Source organism: Janthinobacterium sp. JC611 (assembly GCF_018682595.1).
In the GTDB taxonomy this organism is placed as follows: Bacteria; Pseudomonadota; Gammaproteobacteria; order Burkholderiales; family Burkholderiaceae_D; genus Janthinobacterium.
On sequence record NZ_JAFLJN010000020.1, the window covers coordinates 299,600 to 326,245 of the forward strand.

Here is a 26,646-nt window from a genome sequence, read left to right on the forward strand (position 1 = left end):
CTGAACAGTCCGGCCGTCGCCGGTCTATTATCATTTTTGACAGGCTAGAGAAATGCGCTTGCTACTGATTTGGTTTATCAATGCGGCAGCCCTGTTTGCCGTTCCCTATTTGATGCACTCGGTGACGATGAGCAGCGGCTGGACCGCGCTGCTGGCCGCAGCCGTGCTGGGGCTGGTCAATGCGCTGATCCGTCCTTTGCTGATCCTGCTGACCCTGCCCGTGACGTTCTTGTCGCTGGGCCTGTTCATCCTGATCATCAACGGCTTCATGTTCTGGCTGGTGGCGCAGATGATCGACGGTTTCCATGTCGCCAGTTTCTGGTCGGCTGTCGGCGGTGCCATTCTGTACAGCATCATTTCCTGGGCCCTGTCGACCTTACTTTTGAGTAATGACGATGGAAAAGCATAATTTCAGTATTGAGTTTTTCCCGCCGAAAACCCCGGAAGGGGCGGAAAAGCTGCGCGCCACGCGTGTCAAATTGTCCGAGTTGCATCCAAAGTATTTCTCGGTGACCTTTGGCGCCGGCGGCACCACGCAGCAAGGCACGCTGGACACCGTACGCGAGATCCTGGCGGCCGGCGAACAGGCCGCGCCCCACCTGTCTTGCGTGGGCGGCTCGCGCGCATCGATCCGCGCCGTGCTGGCCGACTTCAAGGCGGCCGGCGTGAAGCGCATCGTGGCCTTGCGCGGCGACTTGCCGAGCGGCTACGGCGCCTCGGGCGAGTTCCGCTATGCCAACGAGCTGGTGGAATTCATCCGCGCCGAGACGGGCGACCATTTCCATATCGAAGTGGCAGCCTATCCGGAAGTGCACCCGCAAGCCCGTTCGCCGCAGGACGACTTGAACGCGTTCGCGCGCAAGGTGCAGGCTGGCGCCGATGCGGCCATCACGCAGTACTTCTACAATGCCGACGCGTATTTCCAGTTTGTCGAGCAGACGCAGAAGATGGGCATCAATGTGCCCATCGTGGCCGGCATCATGCCGATCACGAACTACACGCAGCTGATGCGCTTTTCGGACATGTGCGGCGCGGAAATTCCACGCTGGGTGCGTTTGAAACTGGCCAGCTTCGGCGACGACAGCGCGTCCATCAAGGCCTTCGGCCTGGACGTGGTGACGGGCTTGTGCGAACGCCTGCTGGAAGGCGGCGCACCGGGCTTGCATTTCTATAGCATGAACCAGGCGGCGCCCACGACGGCTTTGTGGCAGCGCCTGGTCAAGTAATCCCCATCTGATCCGTCAGAGCAGATCGCCCTCGGTCACGATGTGATCGAGGGCGATGTCGTATGTGCCGCTGGCAAATGACGCCTTCAGACAGCCGTATGCCACACCCACGGTGCGGGGGCGTGGCGCGTGTTCCAGGGTGCGGTCGTAATAGCCGCCGCCATAGCCGAGCCGGTAGCGTTCCTCGTTAAACCCCAGGCAGGGCACCAGCAGGGTGGCGGGCGCCGGGCGCAGGCGCAATTGGGCCGGCACGGCCACGCCCATGCCATCCTTGAGCATGGGCTCACCGGGCGTCCAGGATGAGAAGGCCAGCGGCGCATGCTTTTCCAGCACCACCGGCAAGCTCAATTGCACGCCGCGCGCCGCCAGCTGCGCATACGCGCCGTGCAAGTCCGGCTCGCCATGCAGGGGCCAGTACACGCCCAGTTCCCCGACGTTTTCCTGCGCGCACCAGTCCAGCAGGCGCTGCGCGATGGCCGCATCCCACTCCGCGCGCGTGGCGTCGGGCAGGGCGCGCCGGGCCGCCAGCAAGGCTTTGCGCAAGCCGGCTTTTTCCGCTGGCGCAATGGGTGGCCGTGTAGCCGGATCGCATGTTATTCTAGGGTCGCTATTCATATCACCATCAAGTTAAGATTGAGAGTCGTACATTGATTTCCCCACTGAAATGGATTGCCGGCACGATGCTGTGTGTTGCATCGGCCTTGTCTCCCCTGGCCGCCCTGGCCCAGGTGTCCGCCGCCGCAACGCCTGCCGCGCCCGATACGCGCAGCGAGGACGATGCCTTCCTGCTGCTGCGCGACGCCGCGCGCAAGGATGACGTCGAGAAAGCCGATTTCTATGCGGGGCGCCTGACGAATTACCAGATTCCCTCGTATGTTGACTATTATCGGCTGAAACCGCGCATCAAACAGTTGACCGAGGCGCAATTTCGCGATTACCTGAACCGCTACAAGGGCAGCGCCATCGCCGACCGCTTCCGCAACGACTGGCTGCTGGAGCTGGGCCGCAAGCGCGACTGGGTCGTGTTCGACGAGCAATACCCGCAATTCGCGCTCGACGACGATACCCAGCTCAAGTGCTACGCGCTGATGTCGCGCGCCGCCAAGGGCCAGAATGTGGCGGCCGAGGCGCGCAACCTGCTCGTCTCGCCGCCTGGCTATGGCGAAGCGTGCGGCAGCCTGATCGCCGTATTGGCGCAAAACGGCCAGTTCGACACGAATGAGCTGTGGGCGCAGATCCGCCTGGCGGGCCAGACCAACGCCACCGGCCCGGCGCGCCGCATCGCGCTGCTGCTGGGCGCGTCCGACGCGAAGATGGCGCAAGCGATCGACTTGCCCGCGCTGGTGCTGGCCAAGGGCGCCGGTGCCAGCCGTGCCGACCATGAGATGTACCTGGTGGCCGTCGGCCGCATGGCGAAAAGCACCCTGAAACTGGGCGTGGTGGCGCTGCAAAAGGCCAGCGCGCAACTGACGCCGCAGGAACAGGCCATCGGCTGGGCCAGCCTGGCCCTGCAAGCGTCGTATGCGCTGGCGCCGGAAGCGTTCGAATATTGGCAAAAAACCAATGGCGCGCCCTTGACGCAGGAGCAGATGCAGTGGAAAACGCGTATCGCCTTGCGTGAAGGCAACTGGCCACTGGTGAAGGCGGCCATCCAGTCCATGCCAGCCTCGTTGCGCGCGGACCCCACCTGGGTGTACTGGCTGGCGCGCGCGCAGCAGGCGGAAACGCCGGGCCGCCCGAATGCGCAGGCGGACGCCCTCTACCGCAGTATCAGCGAGCAATCGAATTTCTACGGCTTGCTGGCCAATGAAGAACTGGGCAACCATCTGGTCTTGCCGCCGCCGGGCCAGCCCGTCAGCCCGACGGAAATTGCCGCCATGGCCGCCAATCCGGGCTTGCAGCGCGCCTTGAAATTTTTCAGCATGCGTTTGCGCTTCGAAGGCACGCGCGAGTGGAACTGGGAATTGCGTTCGATGACGGATCGCCAGCATCTGGCGGCCGCGGAATTTGCGCGCCAGAACAATGTGCTCGACCGCATGGTCAACACCTCGGACCGCACGCGCCTGGAGGTGGACTACACGCAGCGCTATCCGACGCCGCACGACGACGTCATGCATCCGGCCACGCAAACCCTGGGCCTGGACAAGGCCTGGGTGTATGGCCTGATCCGCCAGGAATCGCGTTTCATCATGGATGCGCAGTCGCACGTGGGCGCGTCCGGCCTGATGCAGGTGATGCCGTCGACGGCCCGTTATGTGGCCAAGAAGATCGGCCTGACCGATTTCGTCACGGAAACCTTGAGCGACGTGCGCACCAACGTCATGCTGGGCACGAATTACCTGAACATGGTGCTCGGCGGCCTGGACGGTTCGCAAGTGCTGGCCAGCGCCGCCTACAACGCGGGGCCGGGGCGCTTGCGCATCTGGCGCGCCACCATGACGCGTCCGCTGGAAGGCGCCGTCTTTGCCGAGATCATTCCGTACACGGAAACGCGCGGCTACGTGAAGAACGTGATGGCCAACGCCACCTATTACGCGGCCCTGTTCGAGAAGCGCCCGCAGTCGCTGAAGGCGCGCCTGGGCACCGTGGGACCGAAAAACAGCGCCGTTTCCGCCGATTTGCCATCATCCAACTAAAGTTAACCGAGCATGCAAACGACCATCCTTGATCCCAGCCTGACGCAAACCCTGGCCAGCGCCCGCGAGCCGGGCCTGACCCTCATCATCGGCAACAAGAATTATTCATCGTGGTCGATGCGCCCGTGGGTGGCCATGACGGCCTTCGGCATCCCGTTCCAGGAAGTACGCGTGCTGCTCGACCAGAGCGACACGGCCAGCAAAATCGCCGAGTATTCGGCCTGCGGCCGGGTCCCCGTGCTGCTGGCGGGCGAGATCACGATCTGGGACAGCCTGGCCATCTGCGAATACCTGGCCGAGCAGTTTCCCGATAAACACATGTGGCCGCAAGACGTGGCCGCGCGCGCCATGGCGCGCTGTGTCTGCGCGGAAATGCATTCCGGTTTCACCGGCTTGCGCACGGACATGTCGATGAATATCAAGGCGACGTTGCCGGGACGGGGCCGCACGGCCGCCGCACAGGCCGACATCGGCCGCATCAGCGAAATATGGGAAGAGTGCCTGTCGCGCTTTGGCCACCACCAGTTCCTGTTTGGCGACTTTTCCATCGCCGACGCGTATTTCGCCCCCGTCGTCATGCGTTTCCGCACCTATGGCGTGCGCCTGGCGCCGGCGCTGAACGCGTATTGCGAGCGCGTGCAGGCGCACCCGGCCGTGGCGCGCTGGATCACGGAAGCGCTGGCGGAGACGGAAACGGCGCCCAAGCACGACGCGGAATTACCTGATTAAGAAAAGAGCAACATGAAGATATACACGGTCGGTGGCGCGGTGCGCGACCAACTGCTGGGCTTGCCCGTGAAAGACCACGACCACGTCGTTGTCGGCGCCACGCCGGAGGACATGCTGCGCCAGGGCTTCCGGCCCGTCGGCAAGGATTTCCCCGTCTTCCTGCACCCGAAGACGCAGGAAGAATACGCCTTGGCCCGCACGGAGCGCAAGACGGCGCCCGGCTACCGGGGCTTCGTCTTCCACACGGCGCCCGACGTCACCCTGGAAGACGACCTGGTGCGGCGCGATCTCACCATCAACGCCATCGCCCGGGCCGAGGACGGTACCTTGACCGATCCGTTCGGCGGCATCGCGGATATCCGGAACAAGATCTTCCGCCATGTCTCCGACGCGTTCGGCGAAGACCCCGTGCGCATCCTGCGCCTGGCCCGCTTTGCCGCCCGCTTCGACACTTTTACGGTGGCACCGGCCACCATGGCGCTGATGCGCCGGATGGTGGACGAAGGCGAAGTCGACGCCCTCGTGGCCGAGCGCGTGTGGCAGGAAGTGGCCAAGGGGCTGATGGAAAGCCATCCTTCGCGCATGCTGACGGTGCTGCAGGAGTGTGGCGCGCTGGCGCGCATCATGGGCGAAATTGCCATCAGCGAGCGCTTGCTGCAGGTGATCGACCATGCCGCCGCGCAAGATTTTGACTTGCCCGTGCGCTTCGCCGCCCTGTTGCTGCGCCTGCCGAAAGATGCCATTGAACAACTGAGCGAGCGCCTGCGCGTACCCAACGAGTGCCGCGAGCTGGCCGTCATGGCGGCGCGCGAGCGGGAGCATATCAATGGCGCGCTGGCCTTGAGCGCCGAAGCCATCGTCAGTCTGTGCGAACGCTGCGACGGCTTGCGCAAGCCGCAGCGCTTTGCGCAACTGTTGCAGGCCGTGGCCTGCGACGGGCTGGTCGCCGGCGATTTCCCTCAGGCGGCGCGATTGCAGGGCGGGCTGGACGCGGCGCGCGGCGTGAATGCGGGCGCGCTGGCGCAAGGCTGCGCGGAGCCGAAACAGATTCCCGAAGTCATCCATGCGGCGCGGGTGGCGGCCGTGCAGGCATTCCTGGCCCAGGCTTGAATGGCGGGAATAGGCTACAATGGCGCTACAATGTTGCACTGCACAATGCCGGCCTGACGTGCCGCAGCACCGCCCCCAGGAGTCGTCGTGACCTTACCCAAGCTGTTTCAAAACCCGTTTCGCCGCTGGCTCAGCCGTAGCGGCGGCGGGCGCCCGACCGTGCTCGTCAAGCAGTTGCATGAGCGCGACCGGCGCCGCATGATGAAGCATTTTCTGTCGCTCGAGAAAAGCGACCGTTTGCTGCGCTTCGGCAGCGCCTTGCCCGATGAGCTGGTGGCCCAGTACGTGCAGAAGATGGATTTCTCGCGCGATATGATTTACGGCGTCTATAACAGCCTGTTCAAGCTGGTGGGCGTGGGGCACCTGGCGTTCGCGCCGAAGGACAAATCGCCGGCGAAAAGCGTCGTGACGGACAAGGAGCAGGTGGCCGAGTTTGGCGTGTCCGTGTCGAAATCCATGCGCGGCATGGGCGTCGGGTCGAAACTGTTCGAGCGGGCGGCGATTCACTGCCGCAACAACGATGTCGATACCCTGTACATGCATTGTTTGTCGTCGAACAAGACGATGATGCATATCGCCAAGAAGGCGGGCATGGAAATCCAGCGCGACTATGGCGAAGCTGATGCTTATCTGAAACTGTTGCCGCCGAACCCGACCAGCATGCTGCAGGAAGCCGTGCAGGAACAGTTCGCCATGTTCGACTACACGTTTAAGGCCAATGCGCGCGCCGCCTATAAACTGTTCGAGCGCTTGCCGGGGCGCAAGAAGCCGGCGCCGCCGGCACCCCCGCCGGCCGATTGATTACAGCAGCGGCAGGGCCGTCGTATCCTTGATGCGCTGCAAGGCGAAGCTCGATTTGACGTCCAGCACGGCCGGGTGGCGCAGCAGGGTCGCCATCATGAAGCGCGAAAAGTGTTCCATGTCTTCCACGTGCACGCGCAACAGATAATCCATTTCGCCCGTCATCGCATAGCAGGCCACCACTTCCGGCCATTGCGCCACGGCCACGGCGAAGTCGGCGCGCGGCGAGGTATTCGTCACCAGGTTGGGCGCCAGCACGCGCGCCGTGCTGTGCGCGGTGGCGTCGCTGTGCTTTTCCAGCCGCACATTGACGTAAGCCAGCAAGCCCAGGCCGATCTTTTCCGGGTCCAGCAGGGCCACGTACTGGCGGATCACGCCCGCTTCTTCCAGCCGTTTGACGCGGCGCAAGCATGGCGACGGCGACAGGCTGACCTGCTCGGCCACGTCCTGATTCGACAGGCGGCCATCGGCCTGCAGGACGGCGAGGATCTTGCGATCCGTTTTATCCAGCGTAATTTTGCTCATGCTTCCTCCGGTGGTTCTCGTTTCACGCAATATTATTGCGCAAATCATGATTGTTCGGGAGATCTTTGGCATTTAATGCCCACAGACCGCGCCTATACTGTGCGCTACTTCTTGGAGGAGACATCATGCAATTTCAGCCTTGGGATAACCCGATGGGTACCGATGGTTTCGAGTTCGTCGAGTATGCAGCACCAGACCCAAAAGCATTGGGCAAGCTGTTCGAGAACATGGGCTTCACGGCCATCGCGCGCCACCGCCACAAGGATGTGACCCTGTACCGTCAGGGCGACATCAATTTCATCATCAATGCCGAACAAGATTCGTTCGCGCAGCGTTTTGCCCGCCATCACGGCCCGTCCGTGTGCGCCATCGCCATCCGCGTCGACGACGCGGCCTTCGTGTACCGCCGCGCGCTGGAACTGGGCGCCTGGGGTTTCGACAATAAAACGGGCCCGATGGAGCTGAACATTCCCGCCATCAAGGGCGTGGGCGATTCGCTGCTGTACTTCGTCGACCGCTGGCGCGGCAAGGGCGCCGACAAGCCGGACGCGGCCGCACCGGGCGGCATCGGCGACATCAGCATCTATGACGTCGATTTCGTCGCCATTCCCGGCGCCGTCGCCAACCCCGTCGGCCATGGCCTCACGTATATCGACCACCTGACGCACAATGTGCACCGTGGCCGCATGAAGGAATGGGCGAGCTTCTATGAAAACCTGTTCAATTTCCGCGAAGTGCGCTACTTCGACATCGAAGGCAAGCTGACGGGCCTCAAATCGAAGGCCATGACCTCGCCTTGCGGCAAGATCCGCATCCCGATCAACGAATCGTCGGACGACAAGTCGCAGATCGCCGAATACCTGGACCAGTACCACGGCGAAGGCATCCAGCACATCGCGCTGGGCACGGACAATATCTACGCCTCCGTGCAAGGCATGCGCGATACGGGTATCGATTTCCAGGACACGATTGAAACTTACTATGAGCTGGTCAACCGCCGCCTGCCGAACCATGGCGAGCAGCTGGAAGAACTGCGCCGCCTGCGCATCCTGATCGATGGCCACAGCACGGAAAACGAACGCGAACTGCTGCTGCAGATCTTCACGCAGACGGTGATCGGCCCGATCTTCTTCGAGATCATCCAGCGCAAGGGCGACCAGGGCTTCGGCGAAGGCAATTTCCGCGCGCTGTTCGAGTCGATCGAGCTGGACCAGATCAAGCGCGGCGTGCTGAAAGATACGAACGCGGCGTAAAGTTGCTCTGTAGCAGATAGTAGTGAAAATGGCAGCAGCCCGGGAGTGCAGCGCAGCAAAGAACTGCGCGCCTTCCTGTGGTAGTCTACGACAAACAAGTCATTTTTCCGCACCGGCATGGTCCACAAGGCACAGCCGGTACGTGTGAGTTCAAGCGACTTTGCACGCGTAGCACAGAGAATAATGGAGACAAGTAATGAATGCACCAATCAAGGGCTCGAGTCTTGAGCCGGGCGCGCACGCGTCCGAAATTTCCCTGAACGACAAATATACGCTCGAGCGTGGCCGCGCCTTCATGACGGGCACGCAGGCGCTGATCCGCCTGCCGATGCTGCAGCGCGAGCGCGATTTGAAGGCGGGCCTGAATACGGCCGGCTACATCACCGGTTACCGCGGTTCGCCTGTGACGTCCGTCGACATGACGGCGATCAAGGCCAAGAAATACCTCGATGAACACCACGTCAAATTCCACCCGGGCCTGAACGAAGACCTGGCCGCCACGGCCGTCTGGGGCACGCAGCAAACGAATCTGTTCGAAGACGCGAAATACGACGGCGTGTTCGGCATGTGGTACGGCAAGGGCCCGGGCGTCGACCGCTGCGGCGACGTCTTCAAGCACGCGAATAACGCCGGTTCCGCCAAGCATGGCGGCGTGCTGGTACTGGCCGGCGACGACCATGCGGCGAAATCCTCGTCCACGGCGCACCAGTCCGACCATATCCTGAACGCCTGCGGCATCCCCGTGCTGTACCCGTCGTCGGTGCAGGAGTATATCGACTACGGCTTGCACGCCTGGGCCATGAGCCGCTACACGGGGCTATGGGTGTCGATGAAATGCGTGACCGACATCATCGAGTCGGGCGCCGCCGTCGACTTCGACCCGGACCGCGTGCAGATCGTGCTGCCGACCGACTTCGAGATGCCGGCCGGTGGCTTGAACATCCGCTGGCCCGACACGGTGCTGGAACAAGAAGTGCGCATGAACAGCTACAAATGGTACGCGGCGCTGGCGTATGCGCGTGCCAACAAGCTCAACAAAATCATCTGGGACAGCCCGAAGGCGCGCATCGGCATCATCACGGCCGGCAAATCCTACCTCGACACGCGCCAGGCGCTGGCCGACCTGGGCATCGACGAACAGACGGCGTCCGACATCGGCATCCGCCTGTACAAGATCGGCATGACCTGGCCACTGGAAGCGGACGGCGTGCACGAATTCGCCAAGGGCCTGGACGAAATCCTCGTGGTGGAAGAAAAGCGCCAAATCCTCGAATACGCGCTGAAGGAAGAACTGTACAACCTGAAGGACGGCGAGCGTCCGCGCGTGGTCGGCAAGTTCGACGACACGGGCGAGTGGAGCAACCAGAAGGGCACCGGTCACGGCGACTGGCTGCTGCCGGCCACGTATGAACTGAACCCGGCCATGATCGCCCGGGCCATTGCCAGCCGCATCTCGCGCTACTACGCGGGCCACCCCGTGGAGCAGCGCGTGAAGGAACGCATCGCCTACCTGGAAGCCAAAGAGAATGTGCTCAAGGCGATCAGCGTGAAACCCGATCCGCAAAAGGACCGCACGCCGTTCTTCTGCTCCGGTTGCCCGCACAACAGCTCGACCAAGGTGCCGGAAGGCTCGCGCGCGCTGGCCGGCATCGGCTGCCACTACATGGTGCTGTGGATGGACCGCGAAACGTCGACGTTTACCCACATGGGCGCCGAAGGCGTCACGTGGGTGGGGCAGGCGCCGTTCACGAATGAAAAACACGTGTTTACCAACCTCGGCGACGGCACGTATTTCCACTCGGGCATCCTGGCCATCCGCGCCGCCGTCTCGGCCAAGGTGAACATCACCTACAAGATTCTGTTCAACGATGCGGTGGCCATGACGGGCGGCCAGGAATTCGACGGGCCATTGTCGCCGGCCATCATTTCGCGCCAGATCGCCGCCGAAGGCGTCGGTCCCATCATCGTCGTCACGGACGAACCGGAAAAATACCCGGACGATTACGCCTGGGCCGCAGGCGTCACCGTGCGCCACCGTTCGGAACTGATGGACGTGCAGCGCGAACTGCGCGACATGCCCGGCGTGTCGGCCATGATCTACGACCAGACCTGTGCTTCGGAAAAACGCCGCCGCCGGAAACGCAATGAATACCCGGACCCGGCCAAGCGCGCCGTCATCAACGAAGCCGTCTGCGAAGGCTGCGGCGACTGTTCCGTGCAGTCGAACTGCCTGTCGGTGGAACCTCTGGAAACGGAACTGGGGCGCAAGCGCCAGATCAACCAGTCGTCCTGCAACAAGGATTTCTCGTGCACGACGGGTTTCTGCCCCAGCTTCGTGACGGTGGAAGGCGGCGGCTTGAAAAAGCCGAAGAAAGCGGCCAGCGCCGACAAGGATGCGCCAGCCGTGCCAGCCTTGCCGACACCGCAGATTCCCTCGACGGCGGAGCCGTTCGGCATCCTCGTCACCGGCATCGGCGGCACGGGCGTCGTCACCGTCGGCCAGATCCTGGCCATGGCGGCCCACGTGGAAGGCAAGGGCTGTTCCGTGCTGGACATGAGCGGCCTGGCGCAAAAGGGCGGCCCCGTGATGTCGCACGTGCGCCTGGCGGACCGCCAGGAAGACATCCACTCGACCCGCGTCGGCACCGGTGCGGCCGATCTGGTGATCGGTTGCGACCTGATCGTCACTGCCAGCCGCGACGCCCTGTCGCGCATGGGGGAGGGCCGCAGCTGGGCCATGATCAACTCGACCAGCTCGTCGACGGCCGCGTTCGTGAAAAACCCGGACTGGCAATTCCCCGGCGCTTCCGCGCGCATGGAAATCGAAAAGGCCTGCGGCAGCGACCATGTGGACTTCATCGACGCGGGGCAGATCGCCACGGCGCTGATGGGCGACTCCATCGCCACGAACATGTTCATGCTGGGCTACGCCTGGCAAAAGGGCAAGGTGCCGCTCACCGAAGCGTCCATCATGAAGGCCATCGACTTGAACAACGTCTCGGTGGCGTTCAACAAGGCCGCCTTCAACTGGGGCCGCGCGGGCGCCCACGATGCGGCCAGCCTGGTGCGCATGACGACGCCAGCCAAGGTGGTGGAATTCAAGCGCATCGACACGCTCGACGACCTGATCGAAAAGCGCGTGGCCCTGCTGACGGCCTACCAGGACCGCGCATATGCGCAGCAATACCTGGACTTTGTCGGCCAGGTGCGCGCCGCCGAAAGCGCCCTGAATGGCCCGCACCTGCGCCTGACGGAAGCCGTGGCCCGCTACTTCTACAAGCTGATGGCCTACAAGGACGAATACGAGGTGGCGCGCCTGTACACGGACGGCGCCTTCCAGGCGAAGATCGCGTCCATGTTCGACGGTGACATCAAGCTCAAGTTCCACCTGGCGCCGCCGATCATGGCGAAAACCGACGCCCAGGGCCACCTGGTCAAAAAGGAATTCGGCCCATGGATGATGAAGGCGTTTGGCGTGCTGGCCAAGTTGAAGGGCTTGCGCGGCACGGCCTTCGACGTGTTCGGCCATACGGCCGAGCGCAAGATGGAGCGCGCGCTGATCCTGGAATACCGCGCGACGGTGGGCGGCTTGCTGCCCAAGCTGACGACGGCCAAGCTGGCGCAAGCCGTGGCGATCGCCAGCATTCCCGAAGACATCCGCGGCTATGGCCACGTGAAGGAGCGTCATTTGAAGGCGGCGAAAGAGAAGGAAGCCAGTTTGCTGATCGCCTTCAACGCGCCGACACCGCTGCCGCCCGTCGTGGCGGCGCCCGTGGCGGCCAGCGTGGCGTGATGGGCTGAACTGCATGCTGTAGCAATGGCGCCTGCGGGCGCCATTTTTTTTGTCAAAGAAAAACAGGCTTGTCTGTAAAACGTCTTATAATTTTTCGATAATTTCTTTTTGGAAAGTTTGCCATGCCTTCCCTGCGCTTTTCCGCCCTGGCGGTTCCTCTTGTATTGTTGTTGAGTGCCTGCGGCGGCGGCGGCGACAGCACGGCCGTCGTCCCGCCCTTGACGCCAATCGGGCCGACGGGGCCGACGGCGCTGGTCGCGTCATCCACGGTGGCGAACCGCTGCGAGGCGCCGCGCAGCGGCAGCGGCATCGACAAGCCGGGCACCTTGCTCGATGAACAGACGTGGGTGCGCAGCTGGATCGATGAAACGTATCTGTGGTACCGCGAAGTGCCGACCACCTACCAGCCGCAAAGTTTCAGCACGGCCAAGGCCTATTTCGACGTGCTGAAAACCACGGCCACCACGGCGTCCGGCAAGCCCAAGGACCAGTTCCATTTCACGTACCCGACGGCGGAATGGGAGGCATCGCAGAACGGCGTCGAACTGGGTTATGGCATGCTGCTGGCAGTGGCGCAGGCCACGCCGCCGCGCAAGGCCGTGATCACGATCGTCGAGCCAGGTTCGCCGGCGGCGCTGGCGGGCCTGCAGCGTGGTGACGTGCTGCAAGCGGTCGACGGCGTCGATTTCGTCAATGCACCGGACGACGCCAGCGTGGCCATCCTCAACGCGGGCCTGTCCCCGAAAGCGCAAGCCTCGCACACGCTGGCCTTCAGCCGCGGCGGGACGGTGCTCAATGCCACGCTGCAGGCCATCGAGGTCAACACGAGTGCCGTGCAAAACGAGCGCATCATCGACACGCCCACGGGCAAGGTGGGCTACCTGACCTTCAACACGCACAACAACGTGGCCGAGCGCCAGCTGGTCGAGACCATGCGCCGCTTCCAGGCGGCCGGCATCAGCGACCTGGTGCTCGACGTGCGCTACAACGGCGGCGGTTACCTCGATGTCGCCAGCGAGCTCGCCTACATGATCGCCGGTCCGCAAGTCACCACCGGCAAGACCTTCGAGCAGGTGCTGGCCAATGACAAGACGCGGCCGGAAGCGCCCGTGCCCTTCCATGCGCAAAGCCGGGGCTTTCCCGCGCCCAACCCACTGCCCAAGGGCACGCCGCTGCCCTCGCTGGGCCTCAAGCGGGTGACCTTGCTAACCACGGGCAATACCTGCTCGGCCAGCGAATCCATCATCAACGGCTTGCGTGGCGTCGACGTGCAGGTCAACCTGATCGGTGGCACGACGTGCGGCAAGCCCTACGGTTTCTATCCCGAGCCGAACTGCGGCACCACGTATTTTGCCGTGCAGTTCCAGGGCGTCAACGCCAAGGGCTTTGGCGACTTTGCCGATGGCATGGCGCCGACCTGCGACGTGGCGGACGATTACCAGCACCAGCTGGGGGACGCGGCGGAAGGCATGCTGGCGGCGGCGCTGCGCTACCGCGGCAGCGGCAGCTGCGTCCCGGCCGCGGGCGCGACCAGACTGTTGAGTTCGATGCAGAGTCCGGCCGACACGGCCACGCGCCTGTTGCGGCCGTCTTACAAGGAAATTGCCATCATGCGCCGTTAAGGCGCATGTTTCTGCCGCGACCTTGCCATGGCGATTGGCGTTTTCCTGCTCATAAATCTTTCTATATAACAATTTTGATATATAGAAAGATGAATCCATTCGTTCTGGAATGACTGGCATTTTGCTATCTTCCCGCTTTTCTCCCACCTTGAGAAGCGCAACGATGTCGAAACAGTTCAAGTTAACCCCGCTCAGCCTTGGCGTACTGGCCATCCTGGGCGGCACCGCATGGCAGGCGCACGCGCAAACGCAAGCGCCCGCAGCGGATCAGCAGCCGGCGGCCACCCCACCGGCCGTCGTGGTCACCGGTTCGCGCATTCCCCGCGCCAGCCTGGAAGGCCCGTCTTCCGTCACCATCCTGACCGGCGATGAAATCACCAAGCAGGGCTACAAGAACGTCTTCGACGCGCTGACCAGCCAGGTGCAGAACAGCGGCTTCACGCAGGGCGAGGATTACGGCAACACCTTCACGCCATCGGCCAATACCATCAGCCTGCGCGGCCTGGGACCGAACCATACCTTGATCCTGCTGAACGGCCGCCGCCTGGCCGACTTCCCCATCGCCTATGATGGCGCCGTCAACTTCACCAACCTGGCGAACATCCCGTCGAGCATTGTCGATCGCATCGAGATTCTCAATGGCGGCGCCTCGGCCATCTATGGTTCGGACGCGATCGCCGGCGTGGTCAACGTGATCCTGAAAAAACAGGCGGAAGGCTTCGATATCAACGTCAAGGTCGGCGGCACTTCGCGCGGCGGCGCCGGCAACCAGCGCGTGCAGCTGACGGGCGGCGGCAGTTTCGACAAGCTGCATACCCTGTTCAGCGTGGAACTGAGCGAGCGCGATCCGCTGTGGAGCATGGACCGCGACTTCATGAGCAGCCGCTCCGGCGTGCCGACGACGGTTGCTTCGCGCCGCACGCTGGCTTCCGGCACGTCCGGGCGCTATGTCGACCTGGGCGACACCTGCAGCCAGTTCGGCGACATGTTCGGCGGCAGCGTCAGCAAGTACACGGCGAAAAACGGCAGCTATTGCGCCAGCCCGAAAACCCGTCCCACCTACTGGACCACGCAGACCAAGAACAGCAGCCAGAACGTGTTTGGCAGCGCCAACTACGAGCTCGATGCGGAGACCACGCTGTTTGCCGATTTCCTGCTCGGCAAGAACAAGACCGTCAACAATACGCGCGGCCCGTCGTGGACCTCGGCTTCGCTGGGCGGCGGCTCCTTCCTGAACCGCAACAGCGGCGCCTACGAAGAGTGGACGCGCTACATCTCGCCCGAGGAAATCGGCGGCGTGCAGCGCTACAACCGCAGCTGGAACGACCTGGCCACGGCCATCTCGCTGGGCGCCAAGGGGCGCATTCCCGGCACCGCCTGGCAGTATGAGGCCAACTACAACGCGTCCATCTACAAGAGCGAGGGCCATACGCCGCGCCTGCGCTCGAACATCGACAGCTTCTTCCTGGGCCCGAGGCTGGGCACGGATGCGAATGGCGTGGCGATCTACGCGCCCGATCCCGCGCGCCTGTCGCGCCGCCTGACTCCGGAAGAATTCAACGGCATCACCGACTACACCAACAGCGACGACAAGGCGTGGACGAATACCCTGAGCCTGGCCACGAACGGCGACCTGTTCCAGCTGCCGGCCGGCATGGCGAAAATCGCCACGATTGCCGAACTGGGCAAGCAGGGCTTCCGTAACGCGCCCGATGCGCGCATCAACGAGGGCTATTTCAATATCGCCACCGGTTCGGGCGTCACGGCCGGCACGCGTTCGCGCTCGGCGCTGGGTGCGGAAGTCAATCTGCCGCTGCATGAAAAGCTGACGGGCACCCTGGCCGGCCGCTATGACCGCTACAGCTTTGCCGGCCGCAAGGAAGGCAAGTTCACCTACAACGGCGGACTGGAATTGCGCCCGGCGCCGGAGCTGCTGTTCCGCGCCAACTACGCCACCAGCTTCCGCGCGCCGGACATGAACTATATCTACCAGGCGCGCGGCACCGGTTATTATTCGAGCACCACCGATTACTACCGTTGCGGCGCAGCCGGACAAGCCATCGAAAACTGCGAGTACGCCAACAAGTCGCCCGGTGCCGATTATGTACAGAACGGCAGCCGCGACCTGCAGTCGGAAAAAGGCAAGTCCTTCGGCGTGGGCGCCGTCTGGTCGCCGAGTGCCAATTTCGACGTCTCGGTCGACTACTGGAACATCAAGATCGACGACCTGGTGACGAACCTGAGCGACGACAAGCTGCTGCGCGACGAAGCCGATTGCCGCCTGGGCAAGACGGACATCGGCTCGCCGACCTGCATCGATACCCTGGGCCGCATCGAGCGTTACGCGGCCAATGCATTGAACAAGGCGGGCGAGATCAAGACCATCACCGTCAACCCGATCAACGCGGCCAAGCAAAGCAGCAGCGGCATCGATATCAGCCTGAAGTATTTGCTGCGCACGGCAAATTATGGCCGCTTCGCCTTCAAGGCCAATTACGCCAAGGTGCTGAGCAAGAAATCGCAGCAATTCGCCGGCGACGAAGAGATCGACGAAACCAAATCGCTGACCAACATGGATTGGCCCGACAAATTGAACCTGAGCGTCAACTGGGGCGCGGGCGACTGGTCGAATACCTTGCTCGTCAGCCGCTACGGCAAGGTGCCGAATGGCGCCGGCACGGGCTACCTGACGCCGACGGCGCTGGCCAACATCAGCACCGTGTACCGCATCAACGAGCGCGCCACCGTTTCGCTGATCGTCAACAATGTGTTCGACAAGATCAAGCGCGACAACAGTGGCGGCTGGCCGTACTACCCGATCGGCAACTACAGCCCGCAAGGCCGTCAGGGGTGGATCGAGTTCAACTACCATTTTGGCTCGTAATCCACGCTTGCCGAAGCAAGGCCGGAGCAGCTGACGCTGTTCCGGCTTTTTTATTTTCCGCGGCGTTTTTTATGTGGCCGCCCCCTATAATTGCCCGCTTGTCCCTCTTGATGGAGCCAGTCCGATGCTACGCCACACCCTGCTGTCCGCCGCCGTGTTTTCCCTGTTTGCCGCCAGCGCGCAAGCCGCTCCCGTCCTGACGACGGTGGCCGAGCGCTCGGCCTTTTTGAATACGGGCCGCTACGCGGAGGTGGAGGTCCTGTGCCGCCAGTTCCAGGCGCGCTATCCGAAGCAGGTGCGCTGCGTGGAATTCGGCCGCACGCCGGAAAACCGCCCCATGCTGGCGCTGGCCGTGACGAATACAGGCGCGCTGACGCCGGCCGAGGCGGCGCGCCGCAAGCTGCCCGTGCTGCTGGTGCAGGGCGGCATCCATGCGGGCGAGATCGACGGCAAGGATGCGGGCTTCCTGGCCTTGCGCGAAGTCCTGGAAGGCAAGGCGGCGCCCGGCGCGCTGGACAAGCAGGTGCTGCTGTTCGTGCCCGTCTTCAATGTCGACGGCCATGAGCGCTTTGGGGCGTGGAACCGTCCGAACCAGCGCGGTCCCGTGGAAATGGGCTGGCGCAGCACGGCGCAAAACTACAATCTGAACCGCGAATACATGAAGGCCGATACGCCCGAGATGCAGCACATGCTGGCGCTGGTGAACGCCTGGGACCCGCTGGCGTATGTCGACCTGCACGTGACCGACGGCGCGCAGTTCGAACCCGATATCTCGATCCAGGTCGAACCCGTGCATGCGGGTGATGCGGCCCTGCGCGTGGCCGGCACGGCCCTGCGCGACAACGTCCTGGCCGACCTGGCGAAGCAGGGATCGGACCCGAAGCCGTTCTACATCTCGTTCGCGGAAGAAGACAACCCGCAGTCGGGCTTTGTCGATTCGGCGCCGAACCCGCGCTTCTCGCACGGCTATTTCCTGTTGCGCAACCGCTTCGGCATGCTGGTGGAAACCCATTCGTGGAAGGACTATCCGACCCGCGTGCGCATCACGCGCAACACCATCGTCTCGCTGCTGTCGCAGGTGGCGCAGCATGGCGCGCAGTGGCGGCAAACGGCGCTCGAGGCGGACGCGCGCGCCGCCAGGCTGGCAGGCAGCACCCTGCCGCTCACGTATAAAACGACGGACAAGAGCCGCATGATCGCCTTCCGCGGCTACGCCTACACGCGCACGCCATCCGACATTTCCGGCGCGCTGATGACGCGCTATGACGAGACCACGCCGCAGATCTGGAACGTGCCGCTGCGCGACGAGATCGTGCCCGACCTGCAGCAGGCCGCGCCGCAGGCCGGTTACCTGGTGCCCGCCGCGCAGGCGGCCATGGTGGCGGCCAAGCTGCGCCAGCATGGCGTGTCGTACCAGGTGCTGGCCGCGGCGCCCGGCACGCTGCCGGTCGAAACCTTCCGCGCCACGCAGGTGAAATTCGGCGCGCAGTCGTTCGAGGGACGCCAGACGGCGGCCGTGCAGGGCGAGTGGCGGAAAGAGCAGCGCCTGGTCGGTGCGGGCGCCTTGTACGTGCCCGTCAACCAGGCCAAGGCGCGCCTGGTCGTGGCCCTGCTGGAGCCGCGCGCGCCCGATTCCCTGCTGGCCTGGGGCAGTTTCAATACGGCCTTCGAGCGCAAGGAGTACATGGAGGCCTATGTGGCCGAAGACGTGGCGCGCGCGCAACTGGCGGCCGACCCGGCGCTGGCCGCGCAGTTCCAGCAGAAGCTGGCCAGCGATCCCGCGTTTGCCAGGAACCCGGCCGCGCGCCTGGAGTTCTTCGCCCGCCGCCACGCCTCGTGGGATGAGCGGCTGAATCTGTATCCAGTGCTGCGCACGGATGTGGCGCCCGCCGGCGTCGCGCAATAAGCGACACTTCCCGGCCCGGGGCAAACCGGGGCCGGGCATTTCAGGCATGATGTCGCTTCATCCACACCTCTGCCTGGAATCCGCATGGAACACCACAGCTTTCTCATCAACATACTGTTTTACCTGGTCGCCGCCATCATCATGGTGCCGCTGGCCAAGCGCCTGGGCATGGGCGCCGTGCTGGGCTACCTGGTGGCCGGCGTCGTCATCGGGCCGTGGGGCCTGGGCCTGATCAAGAATGTCGAGGTGATCCTCAGCTTTTCCGAATTCGGCGTGGTGCTGCTGCTGTTCCTGATCGGCCTGGAGCTCGAACCGAAGCGCTTGTGGCTGCTGCGCCGCCCGATTTTCGGCTGGGGCGGGGCGCAGGTGGGCGTCGTCAGCGCGGGGCTGTGCGCCGTGGCCATGGCCTTCGGCGTGGACTGGCGCACGGCGCTGGTGGGCGCGCTGGGGCTGTCGCTGTCGTCGACGGCCATCGTGCTGGCCACACTGGGCGAGCGCAAGCTGATGAGCACGCCGGCCGGTTCCGCCGGCTTTTCGATTTTGCTGTTCCAGGATATCGCCGCCATTCCCATGATCGCGCTGGTGCCGCTGCTGGGCGGCCTGGTCACGCACAGCGGGGAGCCGGGCTGGCTGCGCGTGGCCAAGCTGGCCGCCGTGCTGGCGGCGCTGGTGATCGGCGGGCGCTTCCTCGTCAACCCCATCCTGCGCTTCATCGCCAAAACGGACTTGCGCGAAATCTTCACGGCCTTCGCCCTGCTGCTGGTGATCGCCATTTGCGTGCTGATGGAATCGGTGGGCCTGTCGATGGCGCTGGGCACCTTCATGGCGGGCGTGCTGCTGGCCGATTCCGAATACCGCCATGAACTCATTTCCGACCTGGAGCCGTTCAAGGGTCTGCTGCTGGGTCTGTTCTTCATCGCGGTCGGCATGTCCGTCGATTTCGGCGTGCTGCGCGCCCAGCCCTTGCTGATCCTGGGCCTGGTGGCCGGTCTGCTGGTGGTCAAGATCGCCTTGCTGTACCTGCTGTCGAAATTCTTCGACATTCCCCGCGGCCAGCAGCTGTTCTTCGCGCTGCTGCTGTCGCAGGGCGGCGAATTCGCCTTCGTCGTGTTTGCCGCCGCCGAGGCCGCGCACGTGTTCGCGCCGCAGACGGCCGCGCTGCTGGTCGTGGTGGTGACCCTGTCGATGGTGGCCACGCCCTTGCTGCTGCTGGCGCACGATAAATTTGTCGCACCGCGCCTGCAAGGCGACAAGAAGCGCCGTCCCGACGACCATATCGAGGCGCAGGACAACCCCATCGTCATCGCCGGCTTTGGCCGTTTCGGCCAGATCATCGGCCGCCTGCTGGCGGCGAACAAGATCGGCGTGACGGTGCTCGACCACGACCCGGACCAGATCGAGCTGCTGCGCAAGTTCGGCTTCAAGGTGTTTTATGGCGACGCCACGCGCGTGGATCTGCTGGTGGCGGCCGGCATCGAGAAGGCGAAGGCGCTGGTGATCGCCATCGACAACGTGGACGACAGCCTGGCCCTGGTCGACGCCGTGCGCCTGCGCCTGCCCGAACTGACGATCCTGGCGCGCGCGCGCAACGTCACGCATTACTATGAATTGATGAAGCGCGGCGTGACCCTGATCGAGCGCGAGACCTTTGCCGCGGCTCTGCTGCTGGGCGAGCAGACCTTGCGGCAGGTGGGCTTCAGCGCGGAGCGGGCGCAGCGCGCGGCCGGCATCTTCGGCCGGCATAACCTGAAAACCTTGCTGGAAGTGGCGCCGCACTTCCAGGACCAGCAAAAAGTCATGTCGCTCACGCGCCAGGCGCGCGAGGAACTGGAAGACATGTTCGAAAGCGATGCGGCCGCGTTCGCCTCGGAGCAAGCGGCAGAACCGGGGTCAGACCCTCGGGGCTGACCCCAGCCGTTCAGACGTTGGGTTTTACTTCCCCCGGCGGCTCTCAATCGCCTCGATCTGGTCCATGATGCCATTCATGCGCGCCGCCAGCGCCTGGTACGGTTTTGGCGAGGCCAGGTCGACACCGGCCGCCTTCACCAGGTCGTACGGATAGGCCGAGCCGCCCGCGCCGAGCATTTTCAGGTAGGCGGCCAGGGCGCCCGGTTCCTTGTCGAGGATGCGCTGCGCGAAATCCTGCGCCGCCGCGATCGAGGTGGCGTACTGGAACACATAGAAGCCGTGATAAAAATGCGGCACGTAGGCCCATTCCAGCGCATAGGCGGGGTCGATGGTCATGACGCCTTGCGCTTCGCCGTGGTAGCGCTTGAGGATGCCGGCATAGATGGCCGTGATCTCCTCGCCCGTCAGCGATTCCCCTTGATCGACCTTGGCGTGGATGGCCGCCTCGAATTCGGCGAACATGGCCTGGCGGAAGTAGGTGCCGCGCAGGTTTTCCAGCGCCGCGCCCAGGTACAGCAGGCGCTCGTCGTCATCCTTGGCCTGCTTCAGGCGCGCGTCGAGCAGCAGCGCCTCGTTCGTCGTCGAGGCGATTTCCGCGACAAAGATACTGTACGGCGCATAGATCGATGGCTGCGCCTTGTTGGCCAGCACCGAGTGCATGGCGTGGCCCCATTCGTGCGTCAGGGTGCTGACGGCTTCGTAATTGTCCGTGTAGTTGAGCAGCACGAAGGGGTGCACGTCGTAGGCGTCGCCATTCATGTAGGCGCCCGCCACCTTGCGCGGGCGCGGATACACGTCCATCCAGCGCGCGTCCACGGCGGCAGTGAGCGCCTTGACGTAGTCGGGGCCCAGCGGCGCGACCGAATCGAGCATCATCTGCTTGCCGTCGGCCAGCGGGAAGGTGCGCTCGCTTTTCAGCAGCGGCGCATAGATGTCGTAGTACGCCAGGTCCTTGACGCCCAGCATGCGCGCGCGCAGCTTGAAGTAGCGGTGCAGGGTGGGCAGGTTGGCATTGGTTTGCGCGATCAGGGTCTGGTAGACGGCCGGCGGCAAATTGTCGGCGTCCAGCGCCGCGCTTTGCGAATCGGCATAGCGGCGCACCTTCGCATACGCGGCGTCCGTCTTCAGCTGGCCGTACAGGGTTTCGCCGAACGTGCGTTCATACTCTTTCCACTTGCCGAAGAAGGCGTCGAACACCAGCTTGCGGTCGGCGCGCTTGTCGTCGCCGCGGTACTTCGTGTAGGCCGCCTGGTCGAGCCGCACTTCCTTGCCATCCGATAATGTGACGGTCGGCCACGGAATTTCCGCATTGGCCAAGGTGCGGTAGACGCTGGCGGCCGAAGCGGTCGCCAGGCCGAACTGCGCCACCAGCTGTTCGCCTGCCGCGTCGAGCGTGTGCGGCGCGCTGCGCAGCATGTTGTTCAACTGGAAGCGGTACAGCTGCAAGCCCTGGTCTTGCGCCAGCATGGCGTCGATGCGCTTGCTGCCCAGGGCGAGGATTTCCGGCTGCAGGAAGGTCGTCGCCTGGGTGAAGTCGTTGCCCAGCAGGGCGGCGCGCTGGTTCAGCTGGTTGCCCTTGCCGTCGCCCGTATCCTGGTCGTAATACTGCGCCGCATAGGTGCTGAGCGTGTTGACGCGCTTGCGCGCCTCCGCGTACAGGTCGAGGCAGCTTTTCAGGCGGGCTGGCGACGCTTTCAACTGCCCCTTGCAGGCGCCCAGTTGCCGCAGCTGGGCCGACAGCTTTTTCGCATCGGCGTCGAAGGCGGCATCGTTTTGATACAGCGCCGTCAGATCCCAGCGGTCGGCCTGGCGGTCGGTGGGCGCTGCGGCAAAGGCGGTGGAGAGGGCGAAGCTGAAGGCCAGCAGGGTCAGTACGGGGCGTTTGAGCGCGGTGGTCGGCATACGGTGTCCGTTCATGGTCTGGTTGCAAGGGACGCCAGCTCAGGCGTGGCGGCAGACACCGAGCTTATCGCAGCATGGGGGCGAAGGAAAGCATTTCGGCGAGGAGGGGAGAGCGGGGAAGGCCGGCCTCCCCCGCGTACTGCTTGCTTACTGCTTCTTGCCCAGCAAATCGAGCAGGATCGACGTTTCCGCCGTGATCGCCGCCTTGATGGTCGGCTGGTACTCGGGCGCCCATTGCGGCGAGTGCGGGCCGGCCAGCGGTTTGCCGCTGGCCTTGGCCGCCGCCAGCTTGCCTGGCTCCACCGCGCCGATATGCAGCAGCACGGCTTTCACGCCGGCCTGGCCGTAATTGGCGAAGTCTTCCGACGTCATCTTGGCCGGCATTTCCGTCACGTTGGCCGCGCCCAGCGATTTTTGCAAGGTCGACACCATGCGCAGGGTCAGGTCCGGGTCGTTGTAGACGGCGTCCGTGCCGGGACGGATCTCCACCAGCGGCTCCTTCGGCGCGCCGGCGGCAAATGCCTCGCCCTTGACTTCACGCGCGATGCTGGCCAGCACGCGCTTGCGCACGGCGTCCTTGAAGGTGCGCACCGTCAGCTGCATGGTGACCTGGTCGGGCACGATGTTGGCCTGGGTGCCGCCATGGATGCTGCCCACCGTGATGACGACGGGGTCCATCGGATTGTTTTCGCGCGAGACCAGGGTTTGCAATGCCAGCACGATGCGCGCGGCCATCACCACGGGGTCGCGCGTGTCGTGCGGCGCGGCGCCGTGGCCACCCTGGCCATATACGGTGATGCCGATGGTGTCGGCGGCGGCGCGGAAGTAGCCGGCGTGGTAGCCGACCGTGCCCGATGGCAGCGTCGCTTCGTCGTGGAAGGACAGCGCGTAGTCCGGTTTCGGGAAGCGCGTAAACAGGCCGTCCTTCAGCATGGCGGCCGCGCCCAGCAGCGGCTCTTCGGCCGGCTGGCCCACCAGCATCAGGGTGCCGCTCCAGTGCTGGCGGTTGTCGGCCATCAGCTTGGCGCTGCCATACCAGGCCGACATGTGCACGTCGTGGCCGCAGGCATGCATCACGGGAACGGTCTCGCCGGCCGCGTTTTTCGTCACGGCGCTGCTGGCAAACGGCAGGCCGGTTTTTTCCAGCACGGGCAGGGCGTCGATTTCCGTGCGCAGCATGACGACGGGGCCGGGACCGTTGCGCAGGATGGCGACGACGCCCGTGCCGCCGACGCCGGTGGTCACATCAAAACCGAGCGCCTTGACCTTGGCGGCCAGCTTCTTGGCCGTTTCGACTTCCTGGAACGCCAGTTCCGGGTGGCGGTGCAGGTCCAGGTACAGGCTTTCCACGGCCGGGTAATTGGCCGCGAGCTGGGCCGCGATGGCGGGCGGCAGGGCCGCGCCGTGGGCGAGACCGGCACCGGCGAGGGCGGCGGCGGCGGTGATGTGTTTCAGGGGCAAGGCGGAAAATTTCATGGGTTTCTTTGAGAAGCAGGTGGCCGGACGTGCGTGGCGCGCCTGTGGTTGCTGAGGAGACTTTTAACTTAACAGAAACATTTCTCAAAATCAATAAATCATCTGCAAATATTTCAACAATGTATAATCTGCAATAAATTCCATATGGAATTAAATATATCTTCGATGCACTTATTTAGAGAAAAGACACCATGGGCTTTATCGCAAATATCAAGATCGGCAAGCGCCTGAGCATCGGCTTTGTCCTGATCCTGGCAATGACCGTTCTGATCGCTACAGTGGGCGTGTGGCGCCTCAATGAGGTGGCGACGTCCACGCGCGCCATGATGGCCGAACCGCTGACCAAGGAACGCCTGATTACCGACTGGTATGGCTTGAACTTCGCCTCGATCCGCCGCACGGCCGCCATCGTCAAGAGCAGCGACCCGGCGCTGGGACCGTATTTCAAGGAAGACTCGGCCGCGTCCGTGAAGAAGGCGGCCGAATTGCTCAAGCAGATCGAACCGCTGGTCGCGGGCGAGAGGGAAAAAGCCCTGTTCGCCAAGATCCTCGAGCAGCGCAAGGTCTACAGCGCCTCGCGTGATGGCGCCGTCAAGGCCAAGGCCGATGGCGACGTGGAAGGCGCGGCGAAAATCCTCGACACCGCGTTCACGCCGGCCGCCAAGGTCTACCAGGATTTGCTGCAGGAACTGGTGACCTTGCAGCGCGAAAGCATCGATGCGACGGCCAAGCAGATCGACGCCTCCGCCGTGCACGACACCACCGTCATCAGCCTGCTGACCCTGTTCGCCGTGGCCTTCGGCGTGTTGTGCTCGTGGCTGCTGACGACGGGCATCACGCGTCCGCTGCGCCAGGCGCTGGCGCTGGCCGAAACGGTGGCCGCCGGCGACCTGACGCAGACCGTCGCCACGACGGCGAAGGATGAAACGGGGGCGCTGCTGACGGCCCTGGGCAATATGAACAACAACCTGGTCAGCATCGTCAGCCAGGTGCGCAGCGGCACGGACAGCATCGCCACGGCCTCGTCGGAAATCGCCGCCGGCAACCTGGACCTGTCATCGCGCACGGAACAGCAGGCCGGTTCGCTGGAAGAAACGGCGTCGTCGATGGAAGAATTGACCAGCACCGTCAGGCAGAACGCCGACAATGCGCGCCAGGCCAACCAGCTGGCCATCGCCGCGGCGGGCATCGCCGGCCGCGGCGGCTCGGTGGTGGCCGAAGTGGTGGCGACCATGGGCTCGATCAACGAGTCGTCGCGCAAGATCGTCGACATCATCAGCGTGATCGACGGCATCGCCTTCCAGACGAATATCCTGGCCTTGAATGCGGCCGTGGAAGCTGCGCGCGCCGGCGAACAGGGGCGCGGTTTCGCGGTCGTGGCGAGCGAAGTGCGCAACCTGGCGCAGAGGTCCAGCCAGGCGGCCAAGGAAATCAAGGGCTTGATCGACGATTCCGTCAGCAAGGTGGGCGCGGGCGCCAGGCTGGTCGACCAGGCCGGCGCGACGATGGATGAAGTGGTCTCCAGCGTCAAGCGCGTGACCGACATCATCGGCGAGATTTCCAGCGCCAGTCAGGAGCAGACGCACGGCATCGGGCAAGTCAACCAGGCGATTACCCAGATGGACCAGGTGACCCAGCAGAATGCGGCCCTGGTGGAAGAGGCGGCGGCAGCGGCCGGTTCGCTGCAAGAGCAGGCGCACGGCCTGGCGCAAGTGGTCAGCGTCTTCAAGTTGCGCGAGCACGATGGCTTGCTGCGCCGCCCGGCGCCGCAGCCGGCAGCCGCGCGTCCTGCGCCAGTGGCGCATGTTGCCGCGCGCAGCATTGCCGTCAGGGCGAGGCCGCCAGCGCCCGCAAAAGCGCTGTCCGGCGACGACTGGGAAGCGTTTTAATCAAGACAGACGGCGGCGCCATCGCGATGATGGCGCCCTGCGTCAGGATCAGGCTTGCTGCAGCGGAATGGTGCCGAAGGTGGTCGGCGTCGAGCACGGCTCTTCGTCGAAGGCGATGTCGCCCATGGGATTGGCCACGCCATCGGCCTTCAAGTCCTTGAAACCGAACAGGCTCGCGTCCATCAGGTGCGACGGCGCCACGTTCGACAGGGCCGAGAAGATGCTTTCCACGCGGCCGGGGAATTTCTTGTCCCATTCGCGCATCAGACCCTTGATCTGCTTGCGCTGCAGGTTTTCCTGCGAACCGCACAGATCGCATGGAATGATGGGGAAGCCCTTGACTTCCGCATAGCGCTGCGTGTCTTCTTCCTTCACGTAGGCCATCGGGCGGATGACGATGTGCTTGCCGTCGTCCGATTGCAGCTTGGCCGGCATGCCTTTCAGTTTGCCACCGAAGAACATATTCAGGAAGAAGGTTTCCAGGATGTCGTCGCGGTGGTGGCCCAGGGCGATCTTGTTGGCGCCCAGCTCGTCGGCCACGCGGTACAGGATGCCGCGGCGCAGGCGCGAGCACAGCGAGCAGGTGGTCTTGCCTTCCGGGATCAGGCGCTTGACGATGCTGTAGGTATCCTGGTTTTCGATGTGGAAGGCCACGCCCAGTTCCGTCAGGTAGGCGGGCAGGATTTCCGGCGGGAAGTTCGGCTGCTTCTGGTCCAGGTTGACGGCGACGATGTCGAAGTGAATCGGCGCGCGCTCGCGCAAGGTCATCAGGATGTCCAGCAGCGCGTAGCTATCCTTGCCGCCAGACAAGCACACCATCACCTTGTCGCCGTCTTCGATCATATTGAAATCGCCGATGGCTTGCCCCACCAGGCGGCACAAGCGCTTGTGCAGCTTGTTGTTTTCCAGGGCGATCTTTTCCGCCTTCTTGCGCGCCAGTTTCTGCGCTTCCACGTTGGCCGGCACTTCCACGGCGCTTGTCATCG

Annotated in this window: 18 protein-coding genes; 13 read left to right on the top strand and 5 right to left on the bottom strand. The window is 63.9% G+C overall.

From position 1 onward, the window contains the following. Nucleotides 1-52 precede the first annotated feature (52 nt). Together J0O65_RS13980 and metF are read left to right on the top strand one after the other, a co-directional pair. Complete coding sequence (locus tag J0O65_RS13980) at nt 53-409, top strand: phage holin family protein (protein ID WP_077398738.1); 357 nt, start codon at nt 53-55, stop codon at nt 407-409. Beyond that, the gene (metF, locus tag J0O65_RS13985) at nt 396-1,226 is read left to right on the top strand and encodes a methylenetetrahydrofolate reductase [NAD(P)H] (protein WP_215407585.1); all 831 of its coding nucleotides are present in this window, start codon (nt 396-398) and stop codon (nt 1,224-1,226) included. The genes J0O65_RS13980 and metF overlap by 14 nt, the downstream gene beginning before the upstream one ends. A 15-nt stretch (nt 1,227-1,241) precedes the next feature. Here the strand turns inward: metF and J0O65_RS13990 are convergent, their stop codons facing one another. Beyond that, entirely contained in the window at nt 1,242-1,841 is a 600-nt protein-coding gene (locus tag J0O65_RS13990; protein WP_215407587.1) for a 5-formyltetrahydrofolate cyclo-ligase, read from the bottom strand. 65 nt (nt 1,842-1,906) lie between these two features. Here J0O65_RS13990 and J0O65_RS13995 point away from each other — a divergent pair, with 65 nt between their 5' ends. The 4 genes from J0O65_RS13995 (at nt 1,907) to J0O65_RS14010 (ending at nt 6,502) form a co-directional block, all read left to right on the top strand. Further along, entirely contained in the window at nt 1,907-3,862 is a 1,956-nt protein-coding gene (locus J0O65_RS13995) for a lytic transglycosylase domain-containing protein (protein ID WP_251373745.1), read from the top strand. A 12-nt stretch (nt 3,863-3,874) separates the two neighbouring features. Beyond that, nucleotides 3,875-4,591, top strand: a complete 717-nt coding sequence (locus J0O65_RS14000) for a glutathione S-transferase family protein (protein WP_215407591.1) — start codon at nt 3,875-3,877, stop codon at nt 4,589-4,591. Between the two features lie 12 nt (nt 4,592-4,603). Next, the gene (locus J0O65_RS14005) at nt 4,604-5,701 is read left to right on the top strand and encodes a multifunctional CCA addition/repair protein (protein ID WP_215407593.1); all 1,098 of its coding nucleotides are present in this window, start codon (nt 4,604-4,606) and stop codon (nt 5,699-5,701) included. Between the two features lie 87 nt (nt 5,702-5,788). Beyond that, the gene (locus J0O65_RS14010) at nt 5,789-6,502 is read left to right on the top strand and encodes a GNAT family N-acetyltransferase (protein ID WP_215407595.1); all 714 of its coding nucleotides are present in this window, start codon (nt 5,789-5,791) and stop codon (nt 6,500-6,502) included. Here the strand turns inward: J0O65_RS14010 and J0O65_RS14015 are convergent, their stop codons facing one another. Further along, on the bottom strand, nt 6,503-7,027 hold the full coding sequence (locus J0O65_RS14015) for an Lrp/AsnC family transcriptional regulator (protein WP_034753092.1): 525 nt from the start codon (nt 7,025-7,027) through the stop codon (nt 6,503-6,505). It lies immediately after the preceding gene. Nucleotides 7,028-7,152: 125 nt separating this feature from the next. Here J0O65_RS14015 and hppD point away from each other — a divergent pair, with 125 nt between their 5' ends. The 6 genes from hppD to kefC all read left to right on the top strand — a co-directional run bounded on the left by hppD (nt 7,153) and on the right by kefC (nt 20,393). Continuing rightward, entirely contained in the window at nt 7,153-8,280 is a 1,128-nt protein-coding gene (gene hppD, locus J0O65_RS14020; protein ID WP_070313026.1) for a 4-hydroxyphenylpyruvate dioxygenase, read from the top strand. A gap of 196 nt (nt 8,281-8,476) precedes the next feature. Then, on the top strand, nt 8,477-12,073 hold the full coding sequence (locus J0O65_RS14025) for an indolepyruvate ferredoxin oxidoreductase family protein (protein WP_215407597.1): 3,597 nt from the start codon (nt 8,477-8,479) through the stop codon (nt 12,071-12,073). A 122-nt stretch (nt 12,074-12,195) separates the two neighbouring features. Next, nucleotides 12,196-13,695 (top strand): S41 family peptidase, encoded by a 1,500-nt coding sequence (locus J0O65_RS14030; protein WP_215407599.1) that lies wholly within the window; start codon nt 12,196-12,198, stop codon nt 13,693-13,695. 163 nt (nt 13,696-13,858) lie between these two features. After that, the gene (locus tag J0O65_RS14035; protein ID WP_215407602.1) at nt 13,859-16,579 is read left to right on the top strand and encodes a TonB-dependent receptor plug domain-containing protein; all 2,721 of its coding nucleotides are present in this window, start codon (nt 13,859-13,861) and stop codon (nt 16,577-16,579) included. A gap of 124 nt (nt 16,580-16,703) precedes the next feature. Beyond that, nucleotides 16,704-18,485: a M14 family metallopeptidase gene (locus J0O65_RS14040; RefSeq protein WP_215407604.1), complete on the top strand. Its 1,782-nt coding sequence runs from the start codon at nt 16,704-16,706 to the stop codon at nt 18,483-18,485. Between the two features lie 84 nt (nt 18,486-18,569). Continuing rightward, the gene (kefC, locus tag J0O65_RS14045; RefSeq protein ID WP_215407606.1) at nt 18,570-20,393 is read left to right on the top strand and encodes a glutathione-regulated potassium-efflux system protein KefC; all 1,824 of its coding nucleotides are present in this window, start codon (nt 18,570-18,572) and stop codon (nt 20,391-20,393) included. 24 nt (nt 20,394-20,417) lie between these two features. Here the strand turns inward: kefC and pepF are convergent, their stop codons facing one another. Then, nucleotides 20,418-22,310, bottom strand: a complete 1,893-nt coding sequence (gene pepF, locus J0O65_RS14050; protein WP_251373746.1) for an oligoendopeptidase F — start codon at nt 22,308-22,310, stop codon at nt 20,418-20,420. Nucleotides 22,311-22,442: 132 nt separating this feature from the next. Next, nucleotides 22,443-23,771, bottom strand: a complete 1,329-nt coding sequence (locus tag J0O65_RS27910; protein WP_285896794.1) for an amidohydrolase — start codon at nt 23,769-23,771, stop codon at nt 22,443-22,445. Between the two features lie 191 nt (nt 23,772-23,962). Between J0O65_RS27910 and J0O65_RS14060 the strand changes: the two genes are divergently transcribed. Beyond that, nucleotides 23,963-25,660 carry a methyl-accepting chemotaxis protein gene (locus J0O65_RS14060; RefSeq protein WP_215407608.1) on the top strand — a complete coding sequence of 566 codons (1,698 nt, stop codon included), beginning with the start codon at nt 23,963-23,965 and terminating at the stop codon, nt 25,658-25,660. Nucleotides 25,661-25,708: 48 nt separating this feature from the next. Here the strand turns inward: J0O65_RS14060 and ttcA are convergent, their stop codons facing one another. Continuing rightward, nucleotides 25,709-26,644, bottom strand: coding sequence for a tRNA 2-thiocytidine(32) synthetase TtcA (gene ttcA / locus J0O65_RS14065; RefSeq protein ID WP_215407677.1), 936 nt, complete (start codon nt 26,642-26,644; stop codon nt 25,709-25,711). Between the last annotated feature and the right edge of the window lie 2 nt (nt 26,645-26,646).

Coding starts and splice junctions, on each gene's coding strand:
- J0O65_RS13980 (WP_077398738.1), top strand. CDS start 53: ATGCGCTTGCTACTGATTTGGTTTATCAATGCGGCAGCCCTGTTTGCC.
- metF (WP_215407585.1), top strand. CDS start 396: ATGGAAAAGCATAATTTCAGTATTGAGTTTTTCCCGCCGAAAACCCCG.
- J0O65_RS13990 (WP_215407587.1), bottom strand. CDS start 1,841: ATGAATAGCGACCCTAGAATAACATGCGATCCGGCTACACGGCCACCC.
- J0O65_RS13995 (WP_251373745.1), top strand. CDS start 1,907: ATGCTGTGTGTTGCATCGGCCTTGTCTCCCCTGGCCGCCCTGGCCCAG.
- J0O65_RS14000 (WP_215407591.1), top strand. CDS start 3,875: ATGCAAACGACCATCCTTGATCCCAGCCTGACGCAAACCCTGGCCAGC.
- J0O65_RS14005 (WP_215407593.1), top strand. CDS start 4,604: ATGAAGATATACACGGTCGGTGGCGCGGTGCGCGACCAACTGCTGGGC.
- J0O65_RS14015 (WP_034753092.1), bottom strand. CDS start 7,027: ATGAGCAAAATTACGCTGGATAAAACGGATCGCAAGATCCTCGCCGTC.
- hppD (WP_070313026.1), top strand. CDS start 7,153: ATGCAATTTCAGCCTTGGGATAACCCGATGGGTACCGATGGTTTCGAG.
- J0O65_RS14025 (WP_215407597.1), top strand. CDS start 8,477: ATGAATGCACCAATCAAGGGCTCGAGTCTTGAGCCGGGCGCGCACGCG.
- J0O65_RS14030 (WP_215407599.1), top strand. CDS start 12,196: ATGCCTTCCCTGCGCTTTTCCGCCCTGGCGGTTCCTCTTGTATTGTTG.
- J0O65_RS14035 (WP_215407602.1), top strand. CDS start 13,859: ATGTCGAAACAGTTCAAGTTAACCCCGCTCAGCCTTGGCGTACTGGCC.
- J0O65_RS14040 (WP_215407604.1), top strand. CDS start 16,704: ATGCTACGCCACACCCTGCTGTCCGCCGCCGTGTTTTCCCTGTTTGCC.
- kefC (WP_215407606.1), top strand. CDS start 18,570: ATGGAACACCACAGCTTTCTCATCAACATACTGTTTTACCTGGTCGCC.
- pepF (WP_251373746.1), bottom strand. CDS start 22,310: ATGAACGGACACCGTATGCCGACCACCGCGCTCAAACGCCCCGTACTG.
- J0O65_RS27910 (WP_285896794.1), bottom strand. CDS start 23,771: ATGAAATTTTCCGCCTTGCCCCTGAAACACATCACCGCCGCCGCCGCC.
- J0O65_RS14060 (WP_215407608.1), top strand. CDS start 23,963: ATGGGCTTTATCGCAAATATCAAGATCGGCAAGCGCCTGAGCATCGGC.
- ttcA (WP_215407677.1), bottom strand. CDS start 26,644: ATGACAAGCGCCGTGGAAGTGCCGGCCAACGTGGAAGCGCAGAAACTG.